The organism is Sphingobium sp. BS19, from assembly GCF_027925545.1.
In the GTDB taxonomy this organism is placed as follows: domain Bacteria; phylum Pseudomonadota; class Alphaproteobacteria; order Sphingomonadales; family Sphingomonadaceae; genus Sphingobium.
In genome coordinates, this window is record NZ_BSEF01000003.1 from 235,222 (window position 1) to 248,987 (window position 13,766).

At 61.3% G+C, this 13,766-nt stretch carries 13 protein-coding genes; 7 read left to right on the forward strand and 6 right to left on the reverse strand.

Annotated elements, in window-relative coordinates:
* Positions 1–21 precede the first annotated feature (21 nt).
* From sdhC to sdhA, 3 genes are read left to right on the forward strand one after another with little or no spacing between them, the layout of a single operon-like run.
* The gene (gene sdhC / locus QMG56_RS04665) at positions 22–417 is read left to right on the forward strand and encodes a succinate dehydrogenase, cytochrome b556 subunit (RefSeq protein WP_230186720.1); all 396 of its coding nucleotides are present in this window, start codon (positions 22–24) and stop codon (positions 415–417) included.
* On the forward strand, positions 417–806 hold the full coding sequence (gene sdhD, locus QMG56_RS04670) for a succinate dehydrogenase, hydrophobic membrane anchor protein (protein ID WP_281821428.1): 390 nt from the start codon (positions 417–419) through the stop codon (positions 804–806). Before sdhC ends, sdhD begins: the two co-directional genes overlap by 1 nt.
* Positions 806–2,611 carry a succinate dehydrogenase flavoprotein subunit gene (sdhA, locus tag QMG56_RS04675; protein ID WP_230186722.1) on the forward strand — a complete coding sequence of 602 codons (1,806 nt, stop codon included), beginning with the start codon at positions 806–808 and terminating at the stop codon, positions 2,609–2,611. Before sdhD ends, sdhA begins: the two co-directional genes overlap by 1 nt.
* A gap of 75 nt (positions 2,612–2,686) precedes the next feature.
* On the opposite strand, the gene QMG56_RS04680 is transcribed toward sdhA, so the two are convergent.
* Genes QMG56_RS04680 through QMG56_RS04695 form a run of 4 tightly spaced genes read right to left on the reverse strand, consistent with a single transcriptional unit; the run spans position 2,687 to position 5,899 of the window.
* Positions 2,687–3,007 carry a type II toxin-antitoxin system PemK/MazF family toxin gene (locus tag QMG56_RS04680; protein ID WP_281821430.1) on the reverse strand — a complete coding sequence of 107 codons (321 nt, stop codon included), beginning with the start codon at positions 3,005–3,007 and terminating at the stop codon, positions 2,687–2,689.
* Positions 3,001–3,264, reverse strand: a complete 264-nt coding sequence (locus QMG56_RS04685; RefSeq protein WP_230186724.1) for a hypothetical protein — start codon at positions 3,262–3,264, stop codon at positions 3,001–3,003. The genes QMG56_RS04680 and QMG56_RS04685 overlap by 7 nt, the downstream gene beginning before the upstream one ends.
* Positions 3,265–3,321: 57 nt before the next feature.
* On the reverse strand, positions 3,322–4,830 hold the full coding sequence (locus tag QMG56_RS04690) for a glycerol-3-phosphate dehydrogenase (protein ID WP_281821431.1): 1,509 nt from the start codon (positions 4,828–4,830) through the stop codon (positions 3,322–3,324).
* Positions 4,831–4,840: 10 nt separating this feature from the next.
* Positions 4,841–5,899, reverse strand: a complete 1,059-nt coding sequence (locus QMG56_RS04695; RefSeq protein ID WP_281821432.1) for a YeiH family protein — start codon at positions 5,897–5,899, stop codon at positions 4,841–4,843.
* 89 nt (positions 5,900–5,988) lie between these two features.
* On the opposite strand from QMG56_RS04695, the gene QMG56_RS04700 reads away from it, so the two are divergent.
* Together QMG56_RS04700 and QMG56_RS04705 are read left to right on the forward strand one after the other, a co-directional pair.
* Positions 5,989–7,266: an MFS transporter gene (locus tag QMG56_RS04700; protein WP_281821434.1), complete on the forward strand. Its 1,278-nt coding sequence runs from the start codon at positions 5,989–5,991 to the stop codon at positions 7,264–7,266.
* Positions 7,267–7,348: 82 nt separating this feature from the next.
* Positions 7,349–7,618 (forward strand): GlsB/YeaQ/YmgE family stress response membrane protein, encoded by a 270-nt coding sequence (locus QMG56_RS04705; RefSeq protein ID WP_230186728.1) that lies wholly within the window; start codon positions 7,349–7,351, stop codon positions 7,616–7,618.
* A 52-nt stretch (positions 7,619–7,670) separates the two neighbouring features.
* Here the strand turns inward: QMG56_RS04705 and QMG56_RS04710 are convergent, their stop codons facing one another.
* Entirely contained in the window at positions 7,671–7,859 is a 189-nt protein-coding gene (locus tag QMG56_RS04710) for a hypothetical protein (RefSeq protein ID WP_230186729.1), read from the reverse strand.
* Between the two features lie 257 nt (positions 7,860–8,116).
* Positions 8,117–10,495, reverse strand: coding sequence for a TonB-dependent receptor (locus tag QMG56_RS04715; RefSeq protein ID WP_281821436.1), 2,379 nt, complete (start codon positions 10,493–10,495; stop codon positions 8,117–8,119).
* Positions 10,496–10,683: 188 nt separating this feature from the next.
* Between QMG56_RS04715 and QMG56_RS04720 the strand changes: the two genes are divergently transcribed.
* On the forward strand, positions 10,684–12,741 hold the full coding sequence (locus tag QMG56_RS04720; protein ID WP_281821438.1) for an alpha-glucosidase: 2,058 nt from the start codon (positions 10,684–10,686) through the stop codon (positions 12,739–12,741).
* Positions 12,738–13,754 (forward strand): LacI family DNA-binding transcriptional regulator, encoded by a 1,017-nt coding sequence (locus QMG56_RS04725; RefSeq protein WP_281821439.1) that lies wholly within the window; start codon positions 12,738–12,740, stop codon positions 13,752–13,754. The genes QMG56_RS04720 and QMG56_RS04725 overlap by 4 nt, the downstream gene beginning before the upstream one ends.
* The last annotated feature ends 12 nt before the right edge of the window (positions 13,755–13,766 follow it).

A 13,766-nucleotide genomic window follows, 5' to 3' on the forward strand; every position in this document is an offset into this window, starting at 1 on the left:
ACCCAGGGGAGTGCAGACCGCATGGCGCGACCGCAAACTAGGCCTCTTTCGCCGCATCTGACTATCTGGAAATGGGGCCCGCATATGGCCTTGTCGATCCTTCACCGCGCCACGGGCGTCGGGTTGGCGGTCGTCGGTGCGCTTGGCCTCGTATGGTGGCTGACCGCGGCGGCATCGGGCGCGGAATATTATGCGTTCTTTCTGAAACAAGCGACGTCCTGGTACGGCTATGTCGTGATGATCGGCATTACCTGGGCTTTCTTTCAGCACATGTTTTCGGGCCTTCGCCATTTCGTTCTCGATATCGGCGCGGGCTATGAGCTTAAGACGAACAAGAGCTGGTCTCTGGTCGTGCCGGTTCTTTCGATCTTCACCACCGCTGCGATCTGGCTCAGCATCTTCTCGGGGAAACTGTAATGGGTAGCGGAACGGGCATCGGTCGCGTTCGTGGCTTGGGCAGTGCCAAGTCGGGCACGCATCACTGGATCAATCAGCGGGTCACCGCCGTCGGCAATCTGCTGCTGGTGCTGTGGCTGATCATCAGCATTCTCCAGCTCCCGGCACTCGATTATGTCGCGGTAACGACATGGCTTGCCAAGAGCTGGGTCGCCGTACCGATCATGCTGATGATCGTCAGCGTCTTCTACCATCTGCGCCTCGGGCTGCAGGTCGTGGTCGAGGATTATGTGCATGAAGACGGCACGAAATTCGCGACCTTCCTGCTACTTAACTTCTACGCCATTGGTGGCGCGGCTCTGGGCATTTTCGCCATTGCCAAAATAGCCTTCACGGGAGCTGCTTCCTGATGTCGACCGACGCTTACAAGATCATCGACCACACTTACGATGCCGTCGTCGTGGGTGCCGGCGGCTCCGGCCTCCGCGCCACCATGGGCATTGCCGAAAGCGGCCTCAAAACCGCGTGCATCACCAAAGTGTTCCCGACGCGCAGCCACACCGTTGCGGCGCAGGGCGGCATTGCTGCCTCGCTCGGCAACAACACGCCGGATCACTGGACGTGGCACATGTACGACACCGTCAAGGGGTCCGACTGGCTCGGCGATCAGGACGCGATCGAATATATGGTCCGCGAAGCCCCGGCTGCGGTGTATGAGCTGGAACATGCAGGCGTACCGTTCAGCCGCAACAAGGACGGCACCATCTATCAGCGCCCCTTCGGCGGCCACATGCAGAATATGGGCGCTGGCCCGCCGGTTCAGCGCACCGCGGCTGCTGCCGACCGCACCGGCCATGCCATGCTGCACGCGCTCTATCAGCAGAGCCTGAAATATGACGCGGACTTCTACGTTGAATATTTCGCCATCGACCTCATCATGGAAAATGGCGAATGCCGCGGCGTGATCGCGATCTGCATGGAAGACGGCTCGATCCATCGCTTCCGCGCACATAGCGTCGTGCTGGCGACCGGCGGCTACGGTCGCTGCTACTTCTCCGCGACGTCGGCGCATACCTGCACCGGCGACGGCGGCGGTATGGTGCTGCGCGCGGGCCTGCCTTTGCAGGACATGGAATTCGTGCAGTTCCATCCCACCGGCATCTACGGCGCAGGCGTCCTCATCACCGAAGGCGCGCGCGGCGAAGGCGGCTATCTGACCAACTCGCAAGGCGAGCGGTTCATGGAACGCTATGCTCCCTCCGCCAAGGATCTGGCGTCGCGCGACGTCGTGTCACGCTCGATGGCGCTGGAAATCCGCGAAGGGCGCGGCGTCGGCAAGGAAGGGGATCACATCTTCCTTCACCTCGACCATATCGACCCCAAGATTCTGGCCGAACGTCTGCCCGGCATCACCGAAACCGGCAAGGTATTCGCGAATGTCGATCTGACCCGTCAGCCGCTGCCGGTGGTGCCGACCGTCCATTATAATATGGGGGGCATCCCCTGTAACTATCATGGCGAAGTCGTGACGCTGAAGGATGGCAATCCCGATGCGGTCGTCCCCGGCCTGTTCGCGGTCGGCGAAGCAGCCTGCGTATCGGTGCATGGTGCCAACCGCCTCGGCTCCAACTCGCTGATCGATCTCGTCGTCTTCGGTCGCGCGACCGGCCATCGCATTTCGGACATCGTTAAGCCCGGCAGCGCCCACAAGGCTCTGCCCAGTGACAGCGCCGATCTGGCCCTTTCGCGCCTCGATCACTTCCGCAATGCGAAGGGCAGCACGCCCACTGCCAAGATTCGCCTCGAAATGCAGCGTACCATGCAGAAGCATGCCGCCGTGTTCCGCGACGATGCGCTGATGAGCGAAGGCGTCACGAAGCTGCAGAATGTCTACAAGAGCATGGAGGACGTCCAGGTGTCCGACCGCTCGCTGATCTGGAACACCGACCTCATCGAAACGATGGAGCTGGACAACCTCATCAGCCAGGCAAGCTGCACCATCGAAGGCGCGCTCAACCGCAAGGAAAGCCGCGGCGCGCACATGCACGAGGATTTCCCCAACCGCGACGACGCCAACTGGATGAAGCACACCATTTCGTGGTTCGACGGCTGGGGCGGCAAGGGCGGCAAGGTGACGCTCGATACGCGCCCCGTGCACGACTACACGCTGACGGACGAGATCGAGTACATCCAACCGAAAGCGCGGGTATATTGATGCCTAAGGGATAGCATGGCCGTTGCCACGCTATCCCTTCAAACCGCTATCGGAATAACGCTGCGGGTGGTTTGTCTATTTGGCGAACATCTGCGCCAATATGCCCAGAAGCGCATCAAGTGTCGCTGGATCCACTTTCCCCATACGCTTGATCAGTCGCGTCTTGTCGACGGTCCGCATCTGGTCGGGCAGGATTAATCCCGTCTTGCCTTTAAATCGCACATCGATTCGAAAAGCGGCAGGACGACTGCCGGTCGTCATGGGTGAAACGATGGCCGTGCGCATATGATCGTTCATCTCGTCTGGTGAAACGATAACGCACGGGCGAGTCTTCTGAATTTCGCTGCCGACGGTTGGATCCAGCGCAGCCAGCCAAACCTCGCCCCGCTTTACCACGTCAAATCGGCATCATCGATATTGGCAAAGGCGTGCCAGCTTTCACTTTCGCTGTCCGCATGCGCTGCCACATCTGCAGCCGATTCTGCCCAGCCCGTGCGCGCAATGTCGGTCGGAGCAACAGGCGTAATGATCAGCTTGCCGTCCTGTACAAGCACATCCATTTTTGCACCGCTGGTCGCACCGATTTCCCGAAGCACCGATTGCGGCAGGATCATCCCTGTCGAATTTCCCATTTTACGAAGTGCTGTCTGCATGGCTTGTCTCCTTGAGCACGGATAGCACAGGAGGAAAGTTATAACAATGTTATAACTTCACGAGAGTGTTGCACCCTCATTCACGAGCCGCGCCAGCAACCCATCCAACCGCGCAGCACCCGCCGCATCGACGCGTAGCCCCATCTTGGTCCGCCGCCACAGCACATCGTCCGCCGTCCGCGCCCATTCCGCGCGCACCAGATAGCGCACTTCGGCTTCCGTCAGCCCGCCGCCGAAATCCTCGCCCAGCGCCGCCATAGTCTGCGCGTCGCCCAGCCATTCGAACGCACAGGTGCCATATGTCGCCAATATTCGCGCAACGCTATCGGATGACAGGAACGGATACCGCCCCGCAATCCGCGCCGTCAACGCCCCTCGCTCCGCCAGCGGGAAATCGCCACCGGGCAGCGCCGCGGTCGCCGTCCAGCTTTTGCCCTTCAACACAGGCATCAGCGGCGACAGCGCCTCCATCGCTTCCTCCGCCAACCGGCGATAAGTCGTAATCTTCCCACCAAAGATCGACAGCAAGGGCGCAGCACCCTCCGTAGCATCCAGCTTCAGCACATAATCGCGCGTCGCTTCCTGCGCAGCGCTGGCCCCGTCGTCCAGCAGGGGGCGGACGCCGCTATAGGTCCACACTACGTCGGCGGGCGTAATCGCCTTCGCGAAATACTCGCTTGCCGCGTTGCAGAGATAGGCGATCTCCTCGTCGCTTGCCTTGGCCGGAACGTCGGGGCTTTCATGGTCGCGGTCGGTGGTTCCGATCAGCGTCAGATCGCGCTCATAGGGGATGGCGAAGATGATGCGGCCATCGGCATTCTGAAAGATATAGCTGCGGTCATGGTCGAACAGCCGCTTCGTCACAATATGGCTGCCGCGCACCAGCCGCACATTGGCGGGCCGTTCGGTATGAGATCGGTCGATCATCCGCACGACCCACGGGCCGCCTGCATTCACCAGTGCGCGCGCCTTGAAATCCTGCGTCGTGCCATCGGCATTGCGCGTCTCGATGTGCCACCAATCGCCTTCGCGTCGGGCCTCGGTCACTTCGCACCGCGTCCGTATCTCCGCGCCGCGTGCCGCCGCATCGCGCGCGTTCAGCACCACCAGCCGCGCATCGTCGACCCAGCAATCGGAATATTCGAACGCCGTCGAATAACCCGGCTTCAGCGGCTTGCCCGCCGGATCAGCGCGCAGATCAATCGTGCGTGTGGCGGGCAACAACTTACGCCCACCGATATGGTCGTACAGGAACAACCCCAGCCGCAGCAGCCAGCGCGGGCGCAACCCGGGATGATGCGGCAGCACGAACCGCATCGGCCACGCAATATGTGGTGCAATCCCCAGCAGCCGCTCCCGCTCCATCAGCGATTCGCGCACCAGCTTGAACTCATAATGCTCCAGATAGCGCAGCCCGCCATGGATCAGCTTGGTCGAAGCAGACGATGTGCCGGACGCCAGATCGTCCCGCTCCAGCAACAGCACCGATGCCCCGCGCCCTGCGGCATCGCGCGCAATGCCGGTCCCGTTGATACCGCCACCGATGACGCACAGGTTGTAGATCATATTGCCACCTTCACAGGATCAGCGCCGCGCCGAGCGACAGCGCAAACGCCACCAACGTCGCCGCGATCACCGGCGCAAAGCTGCGCCAGCCTTGCGTCAACAACACTGCCATCTGCGACTTCATCGCCGTCGCCGTGACCGAAACGAGTAATAGCGCTTTGGAAACCGTATGCGATACATCCACTGCCTGCGCTGGCAGGGGAATCGCCGTATTCACCCCGACGAGCACCAGGAAGCCCAGCACGAACCAGGGAATCTGGATGCGCTTCGCTGTGCCGTCCGCGCCCATGCCCTGATTGCGCAGCGCGATGGCCACGATGGCCAGCACGGGCGCCAGCAGCGTCACGCGCGTCAGCTTCACGATGGTCGCGACTTCGCCGGCGGTGCGGGAGAAGGAGAAGCCGCCGCCTATGGCCTGCGCCACGTCATGGATGGATGCGCCGATCAGGAAACCCGCCTGCCGGTCCGTCAGGCCCAGAAATTCGGCAATGGGGGGATAGAAGGACATGGCCAGTGCGCTCGCGACCGAAATGCCGACGAGGACGATGGTGAAACGCGCCTGGTCGATGCGCTTCTCACCGATCAGGCTCCACAGCGCCAGCGCCGCCGAGGCGCCGCATATCGCGGTCGCACCGCCCGCCAGCAGGCCGAACATCACGTCCTGCTTGAACAGCTTGGCAACGACGATGCCGGTCAGCATCACCAGCGCCATTATCCCGATGAGCGCTGCAAAGGCTCCGATGCCAAGCGACCCGATCTGCGCGAAGGTAATCTGCGCACCGACCAGCACGATCCCGATCCGCAACAACGTATGCGATGCGAAGGTCAGGCCGGGAATCAGTTTCGGTTCGGCGCTGACGAAACTCAACGATAAGCCGATGAGCAAACCCATCAACACAATCGGCGCGCCATAATGGTCGCTCAGCCAAGCTGCGGCGAGCGAGGCAACGATCGCCATGGCAAGACCGGGGACGCGCGTCTGCCACCGCTGGGGCGGCTGTCGGGTGTCGACCAGCAAGTCGCCATAAAGGTCTGCGGCCATGACGGTGTTTCTGTCTTGCGCTGTCATATTGCCTGTGCCTATAGTTGCCGCTGGCCATCTGCAACCGAAAAAGCGATGCAGGCAAGCATCATATCGGCGTTGGCGAAGGAGAGGCGATGTTACACGAAAAGGCCGAGCTGGCAGCCGCAGGCGCCGCAACCGACGATGGGCAGGTCGCCACTGGCAAGACCCTGCGCTATGGCCTCGTCGCGCTGATCTTCTTTGCAACCGCCCTCAATTATGTCGATCGGCAAGTGCTGGCGCTGCTGAAGCCCATGCTGGAAGCCGAATTTGGCTGGTCCGATCAGCAATTCGCACATCTTGGCTCCTCTTTTCAGATTTCCGCCGCCTTCGCCTTGCTGGGGGTTGGCTGGTTCGTCGACCGCTTCGGCGTACGTTTTGCTTATGGCGCAGCGGTCGCGCTATGGAGCCTCGCGGGCATGGGCCATGCCATCGCGATGACTGTCCAGCAATTCGTCGCCGCACGCATCACGCTGGCCGTCGCGGAATCGGTCAACACACCCGCAGCGATCAAGGCCGCTGCGACCTATCTGCCGCTCAAGGAGCGCTCTTTAGGTATCGGCCTCATCAACACCGCGCCCAATATCGGTGCCATCGTCACCCCGCTGCTGATCCCGCCCTTCGCGCTAGCCTTTGGATGGCAGGCGGCGTTTCTGGTGACTGGGGGGCTGGGCTTCATCTGGCTTGCCTTCTGGATCGTCGGCACACGCCAACTCAAACCGGTCAGGAGCAATGTAAAAAGCGCCAGCGCAGTAAAGGGTGTCCGCTGGGGCGATCTCCTGTCCGACCGGCGCAGTTGGGCCGTCATTGGCGCAAAGGCGTTCACCGATCTGGTCTGGTGGTTCATGCTCTTCTGGATGCCCGATTTCTTCGCGCGGCAATTTGGCATGGCGCAGGGGACGCTCGGCTATCCCATCGCGCTGATCTACGTCCTTGCTGCCATCGGCGCGATCAGCAGCGGCGCGTTGTTCCCCATCCTCCTGTCGCGCGGCTTTTCCGTCAACGGCGCACGTAAGCTGTCGATGTTCCTGTTCGCGCTGATGATCCTGCCCGCGCCTCTGGCGCTCTATGCGAGCAGCCCGTGGACCGCCGCGCTGCTGATCGGCATGGCCTTGTTCGCGCATCAGGGTTTCTCGACCAATATTTTCGGCATGACGGCCGATATCGTGCCTACGGCGCGGGTTGCCAGCGTGATCGCCATGGGCGCGGTCGCAGGCAATCTCAGCGGTACGGCGATGATCGAATTTGCCGGATGGTCGTTGACGACAGGGGTTGGATATTGGCCGATGTTCGCCATTTGCGCTGCGGCCTATCTGGTCGCACTGGGCTGGATTCACCTGCTTGTCCCAAAACTGGAACCGGTGACCGCCTGACCGCTACGGAACAATACTGGCCTTCCATGCGTCCTACCTTTCAGCAGCCACCTGTGGCCGCATCGTTTTAGGGAGTTGGATCATGGGTATTATTATTCTTATTATCGTCGGTGGCATCATCGGTTGGCTGGCCAGCATGGTCATGCGCACGGATGGGCAGCAGGGCATTTTCCTGAACATCGTCGTCGGCATCGTCGGCGCGGTCATCGCCGGTTTCGTGGTCTCGCCCCTGCTCGGCATCGCGCCGATCACCAGCGGCAATTATGACATTGCGGCACTGCTGGTTTCGTTCGTCGGCGCCGTCATCCTGCTGGCGGTCGTGAACCTCGTTCGTCGCGGTTCGGTGCGTTAATCTGACGCTCCAGGACTACATTTGGAAAGGGCGGCCATTGTGCCGCCCTTTTTCATGCCATCAATTGATGGATGGCGATGCCGCTCAGGATTGCCGACGCGCCTGCGGATACGCCGCACAACATATAGCCGACATACTGCACCATCGGTGGATGAGGCTGCTGCTTCGCCCGGTTCCGGCCCGCGGATGTCAGGACAAAGCTGGCAAGGACGCCATAGGTCAGGGCAGCAAACTCGATCATACAGTCTCCGCAACACTATCGGTTGAGGGTTAACTACGTTGCAAAAGCTAATGCAATCTCACCGCTTGGCCCATTTGCGGCGAACCGAATAAAAAATATGCCTGATCGTGGAACCTTTTGCGAATGACGTTGGCCAAAAAAAAGGCTGGCGACCCGTGCAGTGGTCGCCAGCCCGTATCGCCGGGGCGCATGCCTGAATAATTTCCTCAGGAAATCGTGATAACAAACAAGCGCCGCGCCCCGGAGAAGAGTGTTCCTTATTTCTCGCTGCCGAAATTCACCTTTGCAGTGACGCCGAAATAGCGGTCGGCTTCGCGCGGAATGATGAAGCGGTACGAACCGCCCGGTCCGCCCGACACGATGGACGAAGCAAAGCTCTGGTCGAGCAGGTTCTTGACCTGAGCGCGAACGCTCCAGCCATTGTCCTGCGCCACCAGGCCCGCGCTTACATCGACGATGCCATAGCCCTTGACCGTCGTTGCCGCGCGCACGGCGGCATTGGGGCTCAATTCATACAGTTGGCTCGACTGATAGCTGCCCTGCGCACCCAGTTCGATATTGGCGAAACCGCCCGTTTCGATCTTGTACGTCGCGCCCAGCGAGCCCTTCCACTTGGGCGCATTGGACAGGCGAGTGCCATTGGGCACGCGCTGCGATTCGGTTGCGCCGGGGGGCAGACGGAATTCATCGACCTTCGCATCGGTATAGGCCAGGCCACCGCTCAGGGTGAAGGCCCGCGACGGCTGATACACCATGTCGAGTTCGACGCCGCGGGTCGATACCGTGCCTGCGTTGGTCAGGCGGGTAACGACTACGCCTGCAACCAGATCCGGGTTGTTCGCCTGATAGTTGTTATATTTGGCGTAGAACCCGGTGAGGTTCAGGATCAGGCGATTGCCGAACAGGCTGTTCTTCAGGCCGACTTCATAGGCGTCGACCGTTTCCGGTGCGATGACACCCGCGCCGGATGTGTTGAGGTTGAAGAACAGGTTATACGCCGGACCCTTGTAGCCGCGCGTGTAGCTGGCGTAGCCCATCGTATCGTCGGTGATGTCATATTGCAGAGCCGCTTTGCCCGACCAGTTGTCGTTGACGACTTTCAGGTTCACCGGCTGACCATTGGAAACGCCGCCACCTGCGCCGTTATTGTAGACGCCCGCGTCAAAATTGCCGTTCACGCCTGCACCGGCCAAGCGCGCGGTGCGCAGGATATTGCCGTCAAGCTGATCTGCCGTGTAACGGATGCCGCCGATGGCGCGGAAGCGATCGGAGACATTGAGCGTGACTTGACCGAAGGCGGCCATGTTGGTGAAGACCGAACCGTAATCGGTGGTGCCGAAAGGATTGGTGGTCGTCGAAACGCCCGGCGTGGTGGAGCAGGGGATGAGCCCCGGCGTGACCGCTGGCAGCGTGGAGGCGCTGCACGTGATGACGTCACGCGTAAACTGACGCTGCGATTCCGCACGCGAGTAATACAGGCCTGCGACATATTCGAAGAAATTGCCGGTCGGCGACGACAGGCGCAATTCCTGGCTGAATGTCTTGGACGTCTGCGGCCCGATGTCGTGCAACTGGTTGAGACCGACATAGGGACGATCCAGCCAGTCACCATCGCGGATTTCGGTATTGTCCCAATTGCGATAGGCAGTGATCGAAGTGATGATCTGGTTGCCCAGTTCGGCATCGATCTGCATCGACACGCCCCAGCTTTCTTCCTTCGTCTGCGTCAGCAGATTCTGGTTGACCCGGCGCGTTTCATCGCCCGAGATGTTGGTGCCCGACAGTGCGGCTGCTGCTGCATTGGTTGGCACCGTGCCGATGACTTCGGCGCAGCAATCGTCGTTCGCCTTGCGCCAGTCACCGCGCAGGATGACCGTGACCGCATCCGACAGATCGGCTTCGATTGCGCCGCGCACGCCGTAATGCTTGTACCCGTTGACCTTGCGATCCAGCGCGATGTTGCGCAGATTGCCGTCATATTCGCTGTAGAAGCCCGTGAAGCGCGAACGCACATTGTCGCCCAGCGGAATGTTGATGGTGGCACGCGCGCGATATTCGCTTGCATCGAAATAGCTGGCTTCGGCAGTGCCGCCCAGCGTGTCTTCCGGCCGCTTCGATACCATGCTGACCACGCCAGCCGATGCGTTCTTGCCGAACAGCGTGCCCTGCGGTCCGCGCAGCACTTCGACCCGGTCGATATCGACTAGATCGCCGAAGCCTTCACCCGCACGGCTCAGGACAACGCCGTCGATCACGGCAGCGACGGACGGCTCGGCAGCGATGGAGAAGTTGATCGTGCCGACACCGCGCAGGAACAGCGCCTGATTGAGGCTGGTGCCCGACTTGCGGAAGTTGAGGCTGGGGACGAGATATTGTGCGTTTTCAAGGTTTACGCCGCCCTGAGCCGCAATCGCGTCGCCGCCGATCACCGAAACGGACAGCGGTACGTTCTGAAGATTTTCTTCACGCTTCTGCGCAGTCACGACGATATCGATGCCGCCAGTATCTTCCTCGGCAGCCTGAACCGGCGCGGTTTCTTGCGCGAATGCGGGCTGGCAAAGCGCTGCAGCACTGACGCCTGCCAGCGCTGTCAGAAAAACAGCGCGAATATGCGGAATGGAGTTAGAGCGCTTCATGGGATCCTCCCGTTATGATGATTTTGGTACAAACCCTGCATTTAACTGAAGGTTTGGAGGGGTAATAAGGGCGATAAGGCAGGATTGTCAATCTTGATCGCAAAGACAGCTTGTGGCATTGTCCATCGCTGTCATAAATATGTGACACCCGATCCCAGTCGGTCAGGGTGCGATTCGAGAGAGGTTCCATGGCGATATCCACGCCGACACTCAAAGCTACCGACGGCGGCTTCGCGCTGTGGCTGGGCGACTGCCTGCTCGCCACGCATAGCGCTGCCCGAGCCATGATTGCCGTGGGGCGTGGCATTGCAGATGTAGAGATGTTTCGTGGCAATTTTCGCCTTTCGGATGAGGTGGTGGAGCGGACGCCGCTGTCCCATGCTCGAATCGCGTCGCAGTCCGATCCTGACGGATCGCTATGCGTCGAATTTTCGATGGAGGAGGGCGCGCCGGTCGCCATGTCGCTGGTGGTCCAGTCCGACGGCCTGTCCCTAAAATCCCATGACAACGCCGTCAATCGCTGCTGGTTAAGTTTTTCTATCGATCCGCTAGAGAAAATCTTCGGGCTCGGCGAGCAGATGTCCTATCTCGATCTGCGCGGTCGCATTTTTCCCGTGTGGACCTCCGAGCCGGGCGTCGGTCGCGATAAGAGTACGGCCTTCACGCAGGCGATGGATGCGGCGGGCAATGCCGGTGGCGATTACTGGACCACCAACTATCCGCAGCCGACGATCCTGTCGCCGCGCGGTTACGCCCTGCATGTCGATACCCACGCTTATTGCGCGTTCGACTTCACCGCGAGCGACCACTTCACCGTCGAATGCTGGGAAATTCCCACAAAGATCGAACTGTTCGCCGCGCCGACGATGGTCGATCTCGTCTCCGCGCTCTCCCTCCGCTTCGGGCGCCAACCGCTGCTCCCCGATTGGGCAACCACCGGCACCATCGTCGGGCTGAAGCAGGGGCAGGACAGTTTCGCGCGCCTCGAACGCATGATCGACGCGGGCGTCCCCGTCTCGGGGCTGTGGTGTGAGGACTGGGTCGGCCTGCGCATTACCAGCTTCGGCAAGCGGCTGTTCTGGGACTGGAAATGGAACCGCGAACGCTATCCCGATCTCGACCAGCGCATCGCGCGGCTGGCGGAAAAGGGCGTGCGGTTCCTTGGCTACGTCAACCCCTATCTCGCCATCGACGGCGTGCTGTATCAGGAAGCGCTGGCGGCGGGCTATCTCGCGCTGCGGCAGGACAGCGACGCCCCTTATCATGTCGACTTCGGCGAATTTGACGCCGCCATCGTCGACTTCACCAATCCCGATGCGGCTGAATGGTTTGCCGACCGGATCATCGGCCGCGAAATGCTCGATTTCGGACTGTCGGGCTGGATGGCCGATTTCGGCGAATATCTCCCGACCGACGTCCGCTTGTTCGACGGGATGGACCCGATGCTCGCGCACAATGCCTGGCCGACGCTCTGGGCAAAGGTCAACGCGCGCGCCCTCGAACTGCGCGGTAAAACCGGCGAAGCGGTGTTCTTCATGCGCGCAGGCGGGACCGACGTTGGCAAATATTGCCCGCTGCTCTGGGCCGGGGACCAGTCGGTCGATTTTACCCGACATGATGGCATCGGCACCGTCATCACGGCGGCGCTGTCGGCGGGGCTGGTCGGCAACGCCTACAGCCATAGCGACATTGGCGGCTACACCAGCCTGCTCGGCAATGTCCGCACCGCAGAACTGCTGATGCGCTGGAGCGACCTTGCCGCCTTCACCCCCGTCATGCGCACCCACGAAGGCAATCGCCCCGACGAAAATCTGCAAGTCGATTCCACCCCCGAACTGCTCGCCCATTTCGCGGCCATGACACAGCTTCATGCCGACCTCGCGCCCTACACCCGCACACTGTGCGAAGAAGCGCGCGATAGCGGACTGCCCTTGCAACGTCCGCTGTTCCTGCATCATGAAGAGGACATGGACAGCGATACCCTGCAAACCCACTATCTCTACGGTCGCGACCTGCTCGTCGCCCCCGTCATCACGCAAGGCGCAACGCGCTGGACCTGCCATTTGCCCGGCGGCACCGATTGGGTGCATCTGTGGTCCGGCACATCTCATGCGTCCGGCACAGTGGAGGTCGATGCCCCCATCGGCCAGACGCCCGCTTTCTACCGCGCCGACAGCGCTCATGCGGCCTTCTTCGCGGATATCGCAACCCGCCATGTCGCCCGCTGCGCGAGGCTGACTCTGTGAGCGAACGCGCCACGATCAGCGATGTCGCGCAGGCGGCGGGCGTGTCGGTCAAGACGGTATCCCGCGTTCTCAACAAGGAACGCTATGTGCGCGAAGATACGCGCATCAAGGTGGAGGCCGCCGTCCGCTCCCTGCGCTTCAGCCCCAGCATCGCCGCCCGCGCGCTCGCGGGGCGCAAGTCGGGCCAGATCGCCTTGCTCTACGACAATCACAGCCCCTATTATATCCACCAGATCCAGGAAGGCGTCTGGGAAGCTTGCCGGGAAGCGGGCATCCGTTTGCTCGCGCAGCCCGTCGACGTAGGCTCGCCCGATGTCGCGCGCGAAGTCGGCGGCCTGATCGACGAAACCCATGTCGACGGCATCATCCTCTCCTCCCCCGTCACCGATTGCGCGGCGGTGCTGGAGGAACTGGAGCGTCGCTCGATCCCCTTCGTCCGCATTTCGCCTGGCACCAACCACGCGATCACTTCGTCGGTCTTCATCGACGATGTGCAGGCAGCGGACGACATGACGTCCTACCTCATCAACCACGGCCATCGCCGCATCGGCTTCATCATGGGCCATCCCAACCATATGGCGAGCAACGAGCGGCTCTTCGGTTATCGCCGCGCGCTCGACCGGGCGGGTATCGAATATGAACCCACCATCGTCTTCCCCGGCGAATTCGATTTCGCCAGCGGCGTAAAGGCAGCCGAAGCCCTGCTCACCATGCCCGATCCGCCCAGCGCGATTTTCGCCAGCAATGACGATATGGCCGCCGGCGTTCTGGCGGTGGCGCATAAACGCGGCGTGGTCATTCCCGATCAGCTTTCGGTGGCAGGGTTCGATGACACGGTGCTGGCGCAAGTCGTCTATCCGCCGCTCACCACCATTCGCCAGCCGACTCGCACGTTGGGCAAGACGGGCACCAACCTGTTGTTCAGTATGGGGCCGGGGGCGGAACATCGCCGCCTGCCGCATGAACTGATCGAGCGGCAATCGACTCGCGCCATTTCCCTTTCCCGCCCCTGAAGGATCGACAGT